At 31.1% G+C, this 17,412-nt stretch carries 12 protein-coding genes; 2 read left to right on the forward strand and 10 right to left on the reverse strand.

Annotation, left to right across the window (positions count from 1 at the left end):
• Nucleotides 1–395 precede the first annotated feature (395 nt).
• On the reverse strand, nt 396–986 hold the full coding sequence (locus AC15TD_RS15245; RefSeq protein WP_484453000.1) for a site-specific integrase: 591 nt from the start codon (nt 984–986) through the stop codon (nt 396–398).
• A 773-nt stretch (nt 987–1,759) separates the two neighbouring features.
• Between AC15TD_RS15245 and AC15TD_RS15250 the strand changes: the two genes are divergently transcribed.
• Entirely contained in the window at nt 1,760–1,969 is a 210-nt protein-coding gene (locus tag AC15TD_RS15250) for a hypothetical protein (RefSeq protein WP_484453001.1), read from the forward strand.
• Between the two features lie 176 nt (nt 1,970–2,145).
• Here the strand turns inward: AC15TD_RS15250 and AC15TD_RS15255 are convergent, their stop codons facing one another.
• The 5 genes from AC15TD_RS15255 to AC15TD_RS15275 form a co-directional block, all read right to left on the reverse strand.
• Complete coding sequence (locus tag AC15TD_RS15255) at nt 2,146–2,982, reverse strand: alpha/beta hydrolase family protein (RefSeq protein ID WP_484453002.1); 837 nt, start codon at nt 2,980–2,982, stop codon at nt 2,146–2,148.
• A 3-nt stretch (nt 2,983–2,985) separates the two neighbouring features.
• Complete coding sequence (locus AC15TD_RS15260; protein WP_484453003.1) at nt 2,986–5,754, reverse strand: PD-(D/E)XK nuclease family protein; 2,769 nt, start codon at nt 5,752–5,754, stop codon at nt 2,986–2,988.
• A 78-nt stretch (nt 5,755–5,832) separates the two neighbouring features.
• On the reverse strand, nt 5,833–7,209 hold the full coding sequence (locus tag AC15TD_RS15265; protein WP_484453004.1) for an OmpA family protein: 1,377 nt from the start codon (nt 7,207–7,209) through the stop codon (nt 5,833–5,835).
• A gap of 123 nt (nt 7,210–7,332) precedes the next feature.
• Nucleotides 7,333–8,526 (reverse strand): glycine C-acetyltransferase, encoded by a 1,194-nt coding sequence (gene kbl / locus AC15TD_RS15270; RefSeq protein WP_484453005.1) that lies wholly within the window; start codon nt 8,524–8,526, stop codon nt 7,333–7,335.
• Between the two features lie 19 nt (nt 8,527–8,545).
• On the reverse strand, nt 8,546–11,683 hold the full coding sequence (locus tag AC15TD_RS15275) for a UvrD-helicase domain-containing protein (RefSeq protein ID WP_484453006.1): 3,138 nt from the start codon (nt 11,681–11,683) through the stop codon (nt 8,546–8,548).
• 135 nt (nt 11,684–11,818) lie between these two features.
• On the opposite strand from AC15TD_RS15275, the gene AC15TD_RS15280 reads away from it, so the two are divergent.
• The gene (locus AC15TD_RS15280) at nt 11,819–12,427 is read left to right on the forward strand and encodes a superoxide dismutase (protein ID WP_484453007.1); all 609 of its coding nucleotides are present in this window, start codon (nt 11,819–11,821) and stop codon (nt 12,425–12,427) included.
• A 495-nt stretch (nt 12,428–12,922) separates the two neighbouring features.
• On the opposite strand, the gene AC15TD_RS15285 is transcribed toward AC15TD_RS15280, so the two are convergent.
• From AC15TD_RS15285 to purN, 4 genes are all read right to left on the reverse strand, one after another.
• A complete protein-coding gene (locus AC15TD_RS15285) occupies nt 12,923–14,821 on the reverse strand; it encodes an amidophosphoribosyltransferase (RefSeq protein ID WP_484453008.1) in 1,899 nt (632 codons plus the stop codon).
• A 145-nt stretch (nt 14,822–14,966) separates the two neighbouring features.
• The gene (locus AC15TD_RS15290; protein WP_484453009.1) at nt 14,967–15,902 is read right to left on the reverse strand and encodes a PfkB family carbohydrate kinase; all 936 of its coding nucleotides are present in this window, start codon (nt 15,900–15,902) and stop codon (nt 14,967–14,969) included.
• A 56-nt stretch (nt 15,903–15,958) separates the two neighbouring features.
• Complete coding sequence (locus AC15TD_RS15295) at nt 15,959–16,600, reverse strand: ribonuclease H1 domain-containing protein (RefSeq protein WP_484453010.1); 642 nt, start codon at nt 16,598–16,600, stop codon at nt 15,959–15,961.
• Nucleotides 16,593–17,165, reverse strand: a complete 573-nt coding sequence (gene purN / locus AC15TD_RS15300) for a phosphoribosylglycinamide formyltransferase (RefSeq protein WP_484453011.1) — start codon at nt 17,163–17,165, stop codon at nt 16,593–16,595. The genes AC15TD_RS15295 and purN overlap by 8 nt, the downstream gene beginning before the upstream one ends.
• Nucleotides 17,166–17,412: the final 247 nt, after the last annotated feature.

A 17,412-nucleotide genomic window follows, 5' to 3' on the forward strand; every position in this document is an offset into this window, starting at 1 on the left:
TTTTATATTATATTGAAAATCAATACATTATATAGCATTGAATATGTTACTGGCAGTCAAAAGGGTCGTCGGTTCGAGCCCGATCTTCTCCACCAATGTTAGAAAGGCTTTCAAGAGATTGAAGGTCTTTTTTGATTTTAAAAACTTATAAAAAAAAGAGAATCATCCTTTGCAGAACGACTCTCGTTTTAGAGTTATTAATTCAACCAACCAATAAATAACATTACAAATAAAAGTAAAGTTTATTGATTAAAATATGACAAATGTTAGTTTTAATTAGTAATAATAAATAAAGGTGTATTTATAGGCAGTAAACTTAGTAAATGTGGTAACTTTATTAGTGTTTCCCGATTTGAAATGTACGTAATTACAGATTTAAAGATAGAGGATAGATTTTAAAATACCTTAGATAATTGCTCTAATGATGAGGCTTGACTAACGCCTAAATACTTATCGGTTGTCGTTGCTCTTTTATGTGTTAAATGATATTGAGCAATTGATAAACTTCCTGTACTATTTAAAACTTTAATAGCAGAAGCCTTACGGATGGATTGAATACCAGCATCTTCAAAGCCTAAAGTTTCGGATAGAAGTCTAAATCGCTTATGAAGCCATTGTCGTGTATAAAGATTGTTGGTTTTATAATTGTAAAAAATATAATCACTATTAAATCCAAACTCTTTTTTAACAGTTTCTTGAAATGATTTAATGTAATTATACAATTCGTTTGAAATGACACCAGTATGACTATTCTTTGTTTTTTTTATACTAGTAGTAAATAGGTATTTACCGATGCTATTATTGAAATAAATTTCATCATATTTTAATTTTAGTAGGTCACTAACACGCAATCCGGATTCTAGCGCAATCAAATAAGCCAAATTTTCTGTCTTTCTATCTAATAATCTATAAGCCTGCCTTGTATCAAAAAATAATTTTCTGGCTTGCACATATAGTTTGTTATAGTCTATAGGTTGCGTCTTCATATACTAAATAGATATAAACTAATACACCTAAATTATTACATATCAATGTTTTAACAATCTCAGTCTGTTTGCATAATAAACCATATTGTAAACGGTTTCATATCTATATGTTATTTGAGAAATAGTAAATTATAATGTTTAGAACGACTTTGCGCGGAGAATAGATAGTAGGCACCTAATATAGATCCTTGACATATTATTCATTCCATGTTCATCATAACCTGAAGTAGATTTAACTAATAATATTAATAGAAAAATGATGAATAGAATAAATAAAATGAATAACATCGGACTATTAATTGTAGTCGTGTATTCGCATTCTTTATATGGAATTTTAGATAATATGACATCTTTTTAGGGACTCTTTAAGACACGAAAAAAAACGAATATTTGACTATAAATTAATAACTCTTTCTGCTTAAAGCAGTAAAATGATTCTAAAATAAATTTTGTGTTAAACACAAATATTACCAGTCATGTCAAGGGCAAAGAATATGACCTCAGCTATTATTATCAACACACTAATGGCTATGATAAAGGCAATAGTAAAAATAGCACTCCAACAACTTTTAAGCTCATTCGTTTTAAATTTGTGTTTATAATTATAAACAGGCTCAACTAAAAAATTGTTAATCTACTTATTTTTGAAGTTTTCAATTCTGAGCCGAAAAACAAATTGAAACTATGAGGTTTTTATAGGTTTTAATAGCCTATAATTGGGCACAACCAATAATTTTATTTAATGAGATACCTCTTTATTTTTTTCCTTTTTTATGCTACAAACTGTAAAAGGACAGATGTTAGATTCAATTGATAAATCATCTAAAAAATCTAACGATTGTCATTCCTTAAAACATCATCAAAATAAAGAGGCGGCGCGTATTTGTTTAATATCAGGCGCTGGTTTAATTGCTGTTGGAGGTATTGTAGCAATTGCTGGTTTAGCAAATTATGAATCTTCAGCAACGCCTATTGGAGTGTAATGTTTTTATTGGGCACTGTGTGGACCATTGCAAGTGTTCCCTTATTTATAATAGTAGTTAGCAACCAGAGAAAAGCAAGGTTGTCTTTAAAAGAGGAAACTATTTCTTATGGAATTAAAGGAAATACTTTTAATTCCCCTTCTTTATTACTTTCTATTCCGCTTAATAAATATTTTTTATTTTAAAAAAGCAATTATATTTTTTATAACATCATGTAAATGATCAGGCAAAAAATCATTGTTCCATGGATGTGATGCTCCAAAAACATGATTAGCGCCTTTAACAATCACTAATTCACTTTTAGGGTTCCATTTATGGAGTTGTTTGGCTTCACCAATGGAAACACTGGTATCTTCATCGCCATGAATAACTAAATGCGGAATCTTTAAGTTTTTTACGGCTCTTTTGATAGTAAGTTTATCTTCATTAGCAATAAAATCTTCAAAAAATTGAAAATAATGAGGCATTTGTTGTTTTGTTCTTCCGTTTTCTACAAAATAGACACCGTCATTTTTCCATCTTTCAAAATTATTTCCTGACGGAAAGCGAACCTTATAATCGCTCACGCCTGCTAAGCTAATTACCTGTTTTATTCGTAAATCTTCTTCAGCTTTTATAGATACAATGCCACCACCTCTGCTGTGTCCTATTAATGTGATGTTATTCCTATTTATTTCTTTTTCTAGTTTGTTATTATTGCAAACCCAGTCGATAACAGATGCTAAATCATCTAATTCTTTACTATAGTTATTATAGCCAAAGGCGTCTAAATCTGGAAAATCTATGGGTTGCTCCACGGTTCCTCCATTATGAGAAAAGTTAAATCTTACAAAGAAAAAACCAGCTTGCGCAAAAGTGCTTGCCATAAGATTCCAGGCGCCCCAATCTTTAAATCCTTTATAACCATGGCAAAAAATAATAATTGGTTTTTCACTGTTATTTAATAAAAAATGAGAGTCAATTATAATTGGTTTTTTATGTTTCCCTGCAATAATAGCTGTGTTTGTAGTCATAATCTATAATTCTTTTTCTGTAAATGGAATGTCTGGATTACATATCTCAAGAATGAGTTTTTTTAATTCAGATGTAAAGTTTTCAAGCGTTTCTTTAGTAATTAACATGTCCTTTTTTGCATAAGCGCCATTCCTATCTTTTTTAGCAAACTTTAAAAATCCAGATTTTAAATTTTTGAATGATACGATACCAGCTTCAACGGGAAGTTTTATTTTCTCTTGTTCACTCATCATATAAACATAAGCTAGTATTTGAAACGATTTGCTGAACTTTTTATAATCAGTGGTAATATCTTCCCAATTTACAATTTCAACGTCTCCTTGCTCAACTTTTCCTGTTTTATAGTCAATAATTCTGGTGACACCATTATATTCATCAACCCGATCAATTTTTCCATTTATTTTAATTGGAAAATTAATTTTTGGGATATTAATTACTGCAGAATGAGCAGCTTCAATAGCTATGATTTTTATTTGATTGTTTCGTTTTAAATCTGTTAGTTCTAAATCTAAAAAGTTAGAAACATAACGTTTAGCAATTTCAAAAATAATTAGGTTTTTTCCTTTAGAAAGGTCACCTTCTTTGTAAACGTCTTTAAAATGATGTGTGACCGTTTTTTCTATTTGAGGTTTCATCTTTTTTATTACCTCTACTGTCAAAAATGTATTGAGCAGTGGCTTGTAAAAATCTTCTAAGGTATTGTGTATAACGGTTCCTAATGTATTGGCTGCAACGGTTTCTTCAGCTTCGTCATATTCTTTAATATTTAAGACCTTTTGATAATAAAAATCAATGGGATTTCTTATATAATTGGTTAATGATGATGGAGAAAATCCTTTTTCAGCAAGTGTTATCAATCTATTTATAACATCAGGAGTTTTTGCAATAGTATTTAAATTTTGGTTTATAATAGGGACAGTTGGAGTAATAACTTGATGAGATATTTTGTGAATTCCTTCAATTTCTAATTGAGAAATAAATCGGCTCTTTTCGCCTCCAATTAAAGCATCTGCTTCTGTATTGTAAAGTATAAAAATATTTTTAGCTCTACTCATAAGTCTGTAAAAATGATAGGTATAAACCGCATCCTTTTCTTTATAAGTTGGCAACTTATTTTCCAGTTTAACATCATAAGGGATAAAGGAATTATTACTTTTTCCTGCAGGAAGAATGCCTTCATTAACAGATGAAATAATAACCGTTTCAAAATCTAAAACACGAGATTCTAACATGCCCATAATTTGTAATCCTTGTAAAGGTTCTCCCTTAAAATCTAATGTTTCTGAACTTAATAGTTCTTTATAAATACTATAAAGTGTTGAGACATTTTTTATATGGTTGTAGGTTGTGTTTAAACGGTTTAGCTCATTAAATAGCTCATTAAATCGATATAGATATTCTAAAGAAATTAAATTTGATGTTTTATTCTCATCTAAAATTGATTTTATATTGAGAATGAGTTGAAAACAGTTTTTTAAGGCTACATCAACAGATGTGTCCCAATTTAAAAACAACGTGTCTAGCAAATCATGATGGATTTTATCACAAATCCCTTTAAGGCCATCAATACTCAGGTAAATTAGATTATTGTTTTCAATAGTTTCAATAAGTTTTGAAGTATAATCAATATTATTGTTATTGTCAAAAAATAAAGGTCTTACAAATTGATGTGACACTAATTTTATAATGTCTTTATAATAAAAAGATATAGACGGGTTTTTATGAATATGAAATAATTGCTCAAATAACGACGCTAATGGAATTGATTTTAAAGGAAATCCCATTGTAATATTTAATGCATCTACATTTGCGGGCAGCGAATTTAAAACGGGCATCAATAAATTTTCATCACCTAAAACAACAGCCGTATTATTTAAAGATTTATGTTCTATTTTTAACTTGTTTAATATAGAACCTATATATTTTGCCTGACCAATATTTTTAGGGATTCCGTAAATTGAAATATTTTTATCTGTTGAATAGTGATTAGTAATCCAATTAAAAGGGTTGTCTTTAAAAAAGTTCCAATTGTTTTTATGAGCTCTTGCGAATAAACCGGCGTCATGGTATGGTTTGTTTATAAAGGCATCATCTATATCCCAATAAATGGTGGCTAAACCTGATTGCAGCAATTCTTGAAGAATAGTTTCTTCAGACGTGTTTAAGGCGTTAAAACCTAAAAACACATGTTGTGTATTCTGGTTATTTTGAATATAACTTTGTAAGTTTTCAACGGCCTCTCTGTAAATAAGACCTTGGTATCCACTTTTATTGTTCAGTAATTGCTCGGTAAAATGAGAATAATAGGTATATAATCGTTTCCAGAATAATAAATAGATTTTTACAAAGTCTGTTTTTTCGACATCTAAAGACCAGTGATTAAGATCTTGAATATCACTTAAATAATCAAATATTTTTTTTTGAGGGATGAGATATCTATCAATTTCATTAAAATCTTGAAGTAAAATTTGCGCCCATTTTAAAAATGATTCAAATGACTCAATCTCGCTCTTCTTTGTTAAATATGAATAGGTGTTATAAAACTCAAAAAGAAGTTCTGTATTTGGTACTGTTTTAAGTTGCGAAAGCTCTTCTACAAATTCTTCAATGCTTAGTATCTTAGGTGAAAAAATAGTTTTTTTAACAACCTTAGGTAGTTGATGCTTTAAAAACAATCCAGCTCTTTTACTTGGTAAAATAAAGGTAACAGAAGCGATGTCTGCATTCTTATTTTGCAAATCGGTTAATACATCAAAAATAAAACTAGACATTGTATAAAAATAAAAAACGCTTCGGATATCCGAAGCGTTTTTATGAAACTTATTTTATTTAAAACTATAAGCTAGTTTTTATTTTGCTAAGTTAATTTCAACACGTCTGTTGTTAGCTCTACCTTCTCTTGTAGCATTGGTGTCTATTGGTTTAGACTCACCATAACCAACTGAAGAAAGTCTAAATTCGTCAATACCATTTTCTACTAAGTATTCTTTAACCGCATTAGCTCTAGCATCAGATAATCTTTGGTTTAATGACTCACTACCGACACTATCAGTATGTCCTTCAACAGTAAATTTAGATGTAGGATATTCATTAAGAATTTTAATAATATCACCTAAAACAGCTGCAGATTGTTTTTGGATACTAGATTTACCAGTATCAAATAAGATGGTTTTAGCATACTCATTTAAAGTTTTTTGAATTTCTTCAGAAACTTCTGGACATCCGTTGTTAGCAACAGTACCTTTAACGTCTGGACATTTATCATCTTTGTCTAATACACCGTCACCGTCAGTATCTGGCCATGGGCATCCTTTGTTAGCAGCTGGACCAGCAACATCTGGACACGCATCATCTGCATCAGTTACACCGTCACCATCAGCATCTGGACAACCAGCTAAAGCTTTTAAACCAGCAACTGTAGGGCAGTTGTCATTTTTATCAGCTACACCATCACCATCAGTATCAGGACATCCGTTAAACTCAGCTAAACCAGCTTCGTTTGGACAATCATCTTTGCTGTCTTCAATACCATCACCATCAGTATCAGGACAACCATTAAAAGCAGCTAAACCAGCAACATCTGGACAAGCATCATCTTTGTCATAAATACCATCACCGTCTGTATCTTTTCCACCAAATTTGATAGATAAACCAACAGTATGTTGGAAATGAGTTTGTAAATAATCTTCAAAAGCATGTTTGTAAGAAGATTGAATTGTTAAACCTACATTTTCACTAAACCAAAGGTTAAAACCTAAAGTTCCGTTTAATGTTCCGGCTCCAATTTCATCAATCCAAGTGTAACCACCACCAACACCTAAATAAGGGTCAAATGTGTTACCACCAATTAATTCTTGAAAACTATATTTAATAGTACCATCAAGACCATAGTAAGATAAATCATCTACTGATAAAGCATTACCGTTTCCATCTTCTCCCCAATTTTCAATTTTATTGATAGATCCAGTTACTCCAAAAGAGAAACCATCACTTAGATATTTAGAAACAGAAATAGAAGATAAAGAAGGTAAAATGTTGTAATTGTCAATATCAACAAATTTACTAAAGATAGTCTCACTAAATGGAGCACCATCTCCTGAAGGATAAGCATCAACTGCGTTTGCTCCAATAGTTATTTGCCATGGATTGTTTTTGTCTTGCGCATTAACGTTGCTATAACCAAGTACAAGCAACATAGCGAACAATAATCTGCTAAGATTTTTCATATTCAAAAGTTTAATTTTTAAGTGTTAATTGTAAACAAAAGTAAGTTGTTAAATTTTATTAACAAAGACAAATATAAAAAAAAATCGAATAAACCGTTTGAGCATCTACAGTTCATGGGGTTTTTATATTATTTTTAGTGTTTTTCCAACTTTTATGAATGCAGTAATAGCCTTATCTAAATGGCTTTTTGTATGTGCTGAAGATAACTGTACTCTTATTCTTGCTTTTTCCTTTGGAACAACTGGAAAAAAGAACCCAATAACGTAAATACCTTCATTTAATAGCATATTTGCCATGTTTTGAGAGAGTTTTGCATCATATAACATAACTGGAACAATTGCAGAATCGCCATCTATGATATCAAAACCAGCTTTTTTCATTCCTTTTTTGAAATAATTGGTATTCCATTCTAAAGTGTCTCTTAGACTATAATCATTACTTAGCATATCAAAAACCTTTATAGACGCACCAACTATGGCAGGAGCAAGCGAATTTGAAAACAAATAGGGTCTTGAACGTTGGCGAAGTATTTCTATAATTTCTTTTTTGCCTGTTGTATAGCCACCCATAGCCCCGCCTAATGCCTTGCCTAATGTTCCTGTAATAATGTCTATTCTAGTTAACACCCCTTTTTCTTCGAGTGTACCGCGACCCGTTTTGCCAATAAAACCGGCTGCATGGCATTCATCTATCATTACCAAAGCATCATATTTTTCTGCTAAATCACAAATTTTGTCAAGTGGAGCAACTAATCCATCCATAGAAAACACTCCATCAGTAACTATAAGTTTAAACCTAGCCCCATTATCATTGGCTGATATAAGTTGCTTTTCTAAATCTGTCATATTACTGTTTTCATAACGATATCTGGCTGCTTTGCACAAGCGAACACCATCAATAATAGACGCATGATTTAACGAATCTGAAATGATAGCATCTTCAGCACCAAGTAAAGGCTCAAAAACACCACCATTGGCATCAAAAGCGGCTGCATATAATATGGTGTCCTCGGTTTGATAAAAATCGGCAATTTTTTGTTCAAGTTCTTTATGAATATCTTGCGTTCCGCAAATAAATCTTACTGAAGACATTCCGAAGCCATGGGTATCCATAGTGTCTTTTGCTGCTTGAATAACATCTGGGTGAGACGACAATCCTAAATAGTTATTGGCACAAAAGTTTAAAACGGTTTCGCCAGTATTTAAAGTTATTTCTGGTCCTTGAGCGGAGGTGATAATTCGTTCTTTTTTAAATAAACCATTTTCTTCTATCGCCTTAAGTTCTTCTTGTAAATATTGTTTTAGTTTGCCGTACATTTTTTTAGTTTTTACAAAGTTATACTTCTTTTACGATAATGGAATTATTTATATAAATAAGAATTTTTTTAATAACCTTTAACCCCATAGACTCCAAAATATCTTGATAGAATACTAATTGTTGTGTATGTTCCTTTTCTTGTTTTCCTGTTTTATAATCAATAATATAGGTTTCTTTTTTTGAATTGATAACAATTCTATCAGGCCTTAAAATATGTCCGTTTTCAGCAATGATATCCCGTTCGTTATATATAATATGTTCAGTATTAAAGCAATCGTTTAATTTTGGATGTTCAACAATATCAACCACTATGGTCTTTAGTTTGATAGATTGTTCTTCATTAATCATAGAGGATTCTAAAAAATCATTAAATACAGTGTCAATATCGTCTTTAGTTCTAATTTTTGACATGATACTATGCAGAAGATTCCCTTTTTCTATAGCGTCTTCTTGAAAAGAATCCCATAGATAACCAGAATTTGTTACTATTTTAATATTGTGATCTTCTTTTGCGTTCGAAATAAACTCTTGTTCTTCTAAAACTAAATTTTCTTTTTCAATGTTTTCTGAAGACTTTATGGGTAATCCGAAACAGTAAGTTAAATCAGAATCATTCCAAAGCCCTAGATGCTTCAGGTAATTGATAAACAAGCCCGAAAATCTTTTTTCATTAACAATACCTTTCGTGGAAACATCCTTTTTTGAAATCACATACAATTGTTCAATGGATCTTGTTAAGGTGACATAAAGTAAATTAATATTATCTAGTTCTTGTTCAGATAGATGCTCGTTGTAAATCTGAAAACCATCATCGCCAAAATGTTCAAAATCTTTTGTGAAGTTTAATAGGGCATTCGAAAATCCATGATAGACCTCTTTTTCTAGCGGAAACCATTCTTTAGGGTCTATTTCAGAATAGATATCTAAATCGGCATAAGGAAAAATAACAACTGGAAATTCAAGACCTTTAGATTTATGTATGGTCATTATTTGAACTGCATTTTGCCCATGAGGCGATACAATGCTCAGGGCATCCTTTTTCTTTTCAAAATACTCTAAAAATCCAGAAATATCAGAGCCTTTTTTTTCATTATAATCTAACACTATATCTAAATAAAACTGAATGTAAGCGTTAGACGTTTTTACTAAATGGAACTCTCTTACAATAGCTTCAGTTAAATCAAATAATGAAAGTTGCATGAGTTTATTTGGGTCTAGGCATACATTATGCCTTTCTAACGTTTTGAATAATTCATTTACAGATAAATGAATATGGTTACTTATAAATTGATGCTTATCGTCAATATTAAAAAGCGCGCACAAATAATTTAAAACCGTTGCTTTTATTTCATTGTTTTTAGGATGAATTAAAAGTTGAAGCGTGTTTGTAACAAATTGAACCTCTGGAGCATTATAAATTAACATAGTTTCAGAAGAAATAATGGGAATATTTTTTTGACTTAAATAGGTTGCAATAGCAACGCCTTCTTTCTTTTTTCTAACTAAAACACAAATATCCTTTAGCTTAAAATCACGTTCAAGGCAGCTGTTAATAGTTTTAAAAACTTGAGCAGAATAAAGGTCATCCCGATTATCATCACTCGTCATGTCTAAAAAGGAAATATTTACAAAACCATCTTGCTCTAAAGAGTGGTTTTGATACGCCTTTTCATAAAGCAATTCATAATCTTTATTCGTAAAGACCTGTGTTGACAGATATTTAAAAAAACCATTATTAAAATTTACAATTTCTTTAAAACTTCTGTAGTTTGTTGGTAAGTCATAAACCTTTTGTGTTGTTTGAAATGGTGTTTTTTTCTTATTAAATAAATCAATAAACTGTTCTGCTTTTCCACCACGCCAGCGGTAAATAGATTGTTTTGCATCACCTACTAACATAGCACTTCCGTTTTCGGTAGCTAAAGAGTTGTTTATCAAAGGAATTAAGTTTTCCCATTGTAAAATAGAAGTGTCTTGAAACTCGTCAATAAAATAATGATTGAATTTTTCGCCAATACGTTCGTAAATAAAAGGGGTTGGTTGGTTTTTTATTTCGGAACTTATAATGCTGTTAAATTCAGAAATAAGCATTTTATTTTGCTCTTCTTTAAGTGTTGAAAGTTCTTTATTTATAGCATTTAGAACCGATAAAGGCGTGATGTTTTTATAAAATGATTTTAAGAATTTAAGATGATATACAGCTTGTTTGGTCTCATTAAATGCTGAAATTAGTTGCGGTTGAATCGTATCAATAATTGATGCAAGGTCTTGTGTTACTCTTTTAGGATATAGTTGATTATTTTCAACTAAATCTAATTGCCATTTTGCTTCAAAATTTAAATCAAACTTTTCATTGGCTAAATTTTTAAAATGTTTTGGTAAATAACTGCTTGAAAAATTGTTAAACTCTAATCCGCATTCATCGATTAAGGTTAAAACAGCGGTTGCGTTTGTAATAATGTTTTTTTCTGTACGTATAATTAATTGTTTTAGGTGTTGTTTTAGATTATTAAAATCTTCAACCGATTTGTCTTTTAAGTTTTCGATAAAAGGAATGTCGTTTTCATTTACTAGTAGCTTAGCAATCTTATTAAAATCAAAGGCTACGTCCCAGCTTTTATCATCATCAGCCTTTTCAATAGCAAAATCTACTAATACTTTAGTTAATTCTTTATGAATTCCAGCTTTAGCAATTAAACCATCAACTGCTTCATTTAAAAGACTGTTTTGGTCTAATTCCACTTCAAAATTTAAAGGCAATTTTAAATCATGAGCAAACGTGCGAATTAATTTATGAGTAAAGCCATCAATGGTTGAAACATCAAATGCGGCATAGTTATGAATGATAGTTTGCAAAAGGGTTTGTGATTTTGAGTGGAGTAAAGCAGCATCCGTTTGCAATTCATCACAAAGTGAGGTAAACATGCTATTGGGTTCCTTTAAAATAGCCGTGTCTGAAAACTGTTTTAATGTATCTATAATACGATCTTTCATTTCAGCTACTGCCTTATTAGTAAATGTAATGGCCAAAATATGCTTAAAGGGATCTTTTTTATTAGATAGGAAAAGAATTTTTAGATATTCTTTTACAAGTGTATAAGTTTTCCCGCTACCAGCAGAAGCGTTATAAATTGTAAAAGGCGTATTATTTTGCATAAATATAGAAATTGCATACAAGATAAAAACTATCAATGAGTTGATAACAATTAATTATTTTTAAATCAAATCATTTATAAGTAAATGCTTAAATTTGAATGAAATAAAATATTAACAAATTAAAACAAAATAATTATGGCTTTTGAATTACCAAAATTAGGATACGCATACGACGCTCTAGAGCCTCACATTGATGCTCGCACAATGGAAATACATCATACAAAACACCACCAAGGATATACAAATAACTTAAACGCTGCAATTGCAGGTACAGATTTAGACAATAAATCAATTGAAGATATTCTTGCTAACTTAGATATGAATAATAGTGCTGTAAGAAATAATGGAGGTGGATTTTATAATCACTCATTATTTTGGGAGGTGATGAATCCAGAAGGGAAAGGATATTTGTCGGGCGAATTAAAAGATGCTATTGAAGCTTCTTATGGGTCTAAAGATAAATTTATTGAAACCTTCAGCAAAGCTGCCGCCACTAGATTTGGTTCTGGTTGGGCTTGGCTATGTGTACACAAAGGAGGAAAAGTAGAAGTTTGTTCAACACCTAACCAAGATAATCCCTTAATGCCAGGAGTAAGTTGTGGTGGAACACCCATATTAGGATTGGATGTTTGGGAACATGCTTATTATTTACATTATCAAAATCGTCGTCCAGATTATATTAATGCGTTTTTTAATGTGATTAACTGGAATGAAGTTGAAAAACGTTATGCCGAAGCGAAATAAGATTTAAAAAACTTTTTTAAAATAAGAAGCAAACCTATTTGGGTTTGCTTTTTTTATGCTTAAAAATGAGATTAATTTTTTGAAAGTATTTTATAAAATGAAAAAGGTGAACAAGTGTTCACCTTTTTGCCCCAAATCTACCATGAACTTAACCTACTTATGTTATGGTGAGTCAAATGTATGCAGACACGAGTAACTGAGAAAATATTTTAGCTTAACTACTCATATCTTAGCTTAAACGGAGCAGAAAGTAAATTGTAATTTTGAAATGTAATAATGAATAACAACCTTTAACATAAAAAGGGCATAAAAAAAGGCGAACAGAAGTTCACCTTTTTTTGCCCCAAATCTACCATGAACTTAACCTACTTATGTTATGGTGAAACTAATTTATAGGTATTTTAAATAACAAATTCATTTTTTAGATAAACTGCATTTTTTTTAGATGAAATGATGATTTTACAGATAAAGTGTTTGAATTTTAGGATTATTTAATTAATATGCTCTTTTTTTATTGCCTTCGTAAAAATTAATGAAGGCGCGATTAACGACTCTATTTCCGCCTACCGTTGGGTAATTACCTGTAAAATACCAATCGCCTAAATGATTAGGGCATGCTTTGTGTAAATTTGCAACGGGTTGAAAAATAATTTTTACCTCTGCTTTTACATTTTCACCAGTGAGTAATTCTGATATTTTATCTGAAATCTGTTCATCTGTAAATGGCTCATAAATTTCCTTTACAAAGTTTTGTACTTCCTTGTCTTCTAATTCAGTTTGATCTATACATTTATTATAAACATCTTTCACAATGTGATATTGATTGTTTTCCTCTAATAATGCTAAGGCTGCTCTAAAAGCTATCAAGGTTTCTAGGTTTGCCATGTCTATACCATAACAATCGGGAAAGCGAATTTGTGGCGCTGAAGAGACAATTACTATCTTTTTAGGATGTAAACGATCAAGCATTTTAATGATACTCATTTTTAATGTGGTACCTCGCACAATACTATCATCTATAATAACAAGATTATCTGTGGGTTTTATAACACCATAAGTAACGTCATACACATGGGCAACAAGATCATCACGACTACTATCTTCAGTAATAAAGGTTCTTAACTTAACATCTTTAATCGCAATTTTTTCAATTCTTGGCATCTCAGATAAAATTTGAGTGACTCGCTCTGCAGATATATTTCTACCTCCGTTTAAAATAGCGTCTGTTTTTTTCTTATTAAGAAAGCCTTCAACAGTTTCTATCATACCAAAAAAAGATGTTTCTGCCGTATTTGGGATGTATGAAAAAACGGTATTTTTTATATCATTATCAATGGCTTCTAAAACTTTAGGCATTAACAATCTTCCCAACATTTTGCGTTCTTGATAAATATCGGCATCACTTCCTCGTGAAAAATAAATACGCTCAAATGAACAGGCTTTTCTTTCTAGAGGTTCTAATATTTTTTTGATTGCTGCTTTTCCAGATTTTTTAATAATAATAGCGTGACCTGGATCTAATTCTTTAATATCTTCAAAATTGACATTAAATACAGTTTGAATAACAGGGCGCTCAGAAGCAACTACAACCACTTCATCATCTCGATAATAAAACGCTGGCCGTATACCGGCAGGGTCGCGTAACACAAAAGAATCTCCATGGCCAATAAGTCCAGCCATAGCATAACCGCCATCCCAATTTTTTGCTGCCTTTTTTAAAATTTTTGAGACCTTTAATCGCTCTGCTATAAGCGGTGAAGCTTCTTTTTTATTATACCCTTCCTTTTTAAGATCTTTATAAATTTTACTCACAGCGTCATCTAAAAAGTGACCAATCTTTTCCATGATGGTAATGGTATCAGTGTACTCTTTTGGATGCTGCCCCAAATCAATAAGGTTTTGAAATAATTCTTTAACATTAGTCATGTTAAAATTACCTGCAAGAATGAGGTTTCTATGCTGCCAGTTATTTTGTCTTAAAAATGGATGAACACTTTCTACACTATTTTTACCAAAAGTACCATACCTAACATGTCCTAAAATAAGTTCTCCAACATAGGGAATATTCTTTTTTTGTAAAGAAACGTTATCAACATATTCAGGGTTTTCAGTTAACTCTTTATTGATACGCTGATTAATTTGAGCAAAAATATCTTGAATTGGTTGTTGTGCTACAGAACGCACTCTACTAATGTAACGCTCTCCAGGTTTTGTATCTAATTTAATACTTGCAAAACCAGCACCATCTTGACCTCTGTTGTGCTGTTTCTCCATCATGAGATACATTTTATTTACACCATAAAAAGCACTTCCATATTTTTCTTTATAAAACTCTAACGGTTTTAAAAGTCTTATAACAGCTATTCCACATTCGTGTTTTAAGGCATCACTCATTTTAGTAGTATTTTTTTGTTTTGATCAAATTAAAAACGCGCTCTATTTAGAGCGCGCTAGTTTATGTTAATGCTATTTTATCTGTTTTTAACAGTTGCTTTTTAACAGTCATATTTAGTCGGCTTATCATCTTCATAACGTAAAATTACAAATTATCGTTCAAGAGGATTTCAAATTGTGTTAGTTTCTTAAATTGCAACAAGCGCTTATTTACTTCGTCGCTTGTTAAATTTTTCATGCGTTCTGTACCAAATTTTTCCACACAAAATGAAGCTAATGTTGAACCATATATAACAGCGTTCTTCATATTTTCAAAAGATGTATCTCCTGTTTTTGCAATAAAACCAGCAAATCCACCTGCAAAAGTATCTCCTGCTCCTGTCGGATCAAATACTTCTTCTAGAGGTAAGGCTGGTGCATAAAACACATTATCATTATAAAACAATAATGCCCCATGTTCTCCTTTTTTAATAACCACATATTTCGGACCCATTTCATGGATCTTTCTTGCTGCAACAACCAACGAATATTCTCCTGTTAATTGTCTTGCTTCTTCATCATTAATGGTAATAACATCTATGCGCTTGATAACATTGTGCAAGTCTTCAAGAGCACTATCCATCCAGAAATTCATAGTATCCAAAACAACTAGTTTTGGTTTAGTGGTCATTTGATCTAATATACTAGACTGAACCATAGGATGCAAATTACCTAGCATTACCACTTCGGCATCGCGATAATTTTCGGGAACTACGGGGTTAAAATCTGCAAGGGTATTAAGCTCGGTTACTAAAGTGTCACGGGAGTTCATATCGTTATGATATTTACCACTCCAGAAAAATGTTTTTCCCTCTTTTACAATTTCAATACCTGAAACATCTATGTTTTTACTTGATAGAAGATCTAAATATTCTTGAGAAAAATCACCACCAACTATAGAAACTATAGCCGAATCAACATCAAATTGTGATGCAGATAAACCAATAAAAGTTGCTGCACCGCCAAGTATTTTATCGGTTTTTCCGAAAGGTGTTTCAATAGCATCAAATGCTACAGTACCTACAATAACTAATTTACTCATAAAGAGGGTTGATAATTTTGTGCAAATATAATGCTTTTAGCTGCTAAAAACCGAATTTATTTTCTCCCAAAATCTGCGGGAATTTCTCCCCAAGCTTTGGTTTCCCATTTTACAATAGTCGTATTGTAAGTATTGGTTTTAAGCCAGTTAATAGCACGGTCTACTAATTCAAACAGTTTTTTGTTTTTAGTGTTTCGTTCTAATTTAGTATTGCAGGTTTTCTTTTTAACCCAACTCATGGCAGTTCTTGAGTCAGTATATATAATTAGATTGCTATTGTTTTTTTTAAGAAGTGCTAACCCATGAACAATGGCTAAAAATTCACCAATGTTATTAGTGCCTTCCTCAAAAGGGCCTTGAATAAATAATTGTTTTTTTGTTTTGGTATCAACACCTCTATATTCCATTTTACCTGGGTTTCCACTTGAGGCAGCATCGACCGAAATAGAGTTATAATTAGGTAAGCCAATTTTTTTAAGTTGCTCTTTAGACAACTTACTTTTAAATATTTTTGATGCCCCTATGTAGTTTTTATAATTTCCTTTTAGTGCTTCTTTGGCAGCATCAAAACTCTCAAAGGATTTATATTGAGCACCTTTAAAATTTGTTATTTGAGCTTTGCAGTCATCCCAAGATTCAAAAACACCAGTATGATGTCCTTTCCAAACGGTATAATATTTTTTCTTTTTTTTACTCATGAGGGAATAGAATAGACTCAACTACCTTAGGAAAATGTTCCATTTCTAATTCGTGAATTTTAACAGCAACATCTTCCGCAGAATCTGTTTTTAGAACCTCGCAGGTTGTTTGAAAAATAATAGCGCCATCATCATAATGTTCATTTACATAATGAATAGTAATGCCAGTTTCAACTTCTCTATTTTTTACAACAGCTTGATGAACACGCATGCCATACATGCCCTTTCCTCCATATTTCGGTAATAAGGCAGGATGGATATTAATGACTTTATTAGGAAATTCATTTAAAATATGTTCGGGAAATTTCCATAAAAAACCAGCTAAAACAATTAAATCTGGTTGCGATGTTTTTAATAAATCAAGAACATCATTGGTTGTTGTAAATGCTATTCTGTTGAATGAAAAGGCACTAATATTAAGTGTTTTGCAACGGTCTAGAACTTTGGCATGAGGATTGTTCGTTAGCACCTGAATAACGGCGGCCTTATCGCTATTTTGAAAAAAGGTAATTAAATTCTCAGCATTAGTACCACTTCCGGACGCAAAAATTACAATACGTTTCATTTTACAGAATTATAATGTTAGGAATATTTGAACAAAAAAAAGAATAATTATTAACAATTAGAAGGTAAATTACGAATACTTAAAAGTTATTTGGTAAATTACCAACACATTTTTAAATTAAAAGTCGTGTTTTAAAAATAAAGTTTTTTATTTTTGCCAACTAATTAAAACCTTAAATTAAAAGATTATGTCAGACATTGCATCAAGAGTAAAAGCGATTATCGTAGACAAATTGGGAGTTGATGAG

It is taken from the genome of Yeosuana sp., from assembly GCF_057126245.1.

Excerpts from the sequence above, each read along its gene's own strand:
- AC15TD_RS15260 (WP_484453003.1), bottom strand. The coding sequence starts at position 5,754 with ATGTCTAGTTTTATTTTTGATGTATTAACCGATTTGCAAAATAAGAAT.
- AC15TD_RS15250 (WP_484453001.1), top strand. The coding sequence starts at position 1,760 with ATGCTACAAACTGTAAAAGGACAGATGTTAGATTCAATTGATAAATCA.
- AC15TD_RS15285 (WP_484453008.1), bottom strand. The coding sequence starts at position 14,821 with ATGAGTGATGCCTTAAAACACGAATGTGGAATAGCTGTTATAAGACTT.
- AC15TD_RS15280 (WP_484453007.1), top strand. The coding sequence starts at position 11,819 with ATGGCTTTTGAATTACCAAAATTAGGATACGCATACGACGCTCTAGAG.
- AC15TD_RS15265 (WP_484453004.1), bottom strand. The coding sequence starts at position 7,209 with ATGAAAAATCTTAGCAGATTATTGTTCGCTATGTTGCTTGTACTTGGT.
- AC15TD_RS15255 (WP_484453002.1), bottom strand. The coding sequence starts at position 2,982 with ATGACTACAAACACAGCTATTATTGCAGGGAAACATAAAAAACCAATT.
- kbl (WP_484453005.1), bottom strand. The coding sequence starts at position 8,526 with ATGTACGGCAAACTAAAACAATATTTACAAGAAGAACTTAAGGCGATA.
- AC15TD_RS15295 (WP_484453010.1), bottom strand. The coding sequence starts at position 16,600 with ATGAGTAAAAAAAAGAAAAAATATTATACCGTTTGGAAAGGACATCAT.
- AC15TD_RS15245 (WP_484453000.1), bottom strand. The coding sequence starts at position 986 with ATGAAGACGCAACCTATAGACTATAACAAACTATATGTGCAAGCCAGA.
- purN (WP_484453011.1), bottom strand. The coding sequence starts at position 17,165 with ATGAAACGTATTGTAATTTTTGCGTCCGGAAGTGGTACTAATGCTGAG.
- AC15TD_RS15275 (WP_484453006.1), bottom strand. The coding sequence starts at position 11,683 with ATGCAAAATAATACGCCTTTTACAATTTATAACGCTTCTGCTGGTAGC.
- AC15TD_RS15290 (WP_484453009.1), bottom strand. The coding sequence starts at position 15,902 with ATGAGTAAATTAGTTATTGTAGGTACTGTAGCATTTGATGCTATTGAA.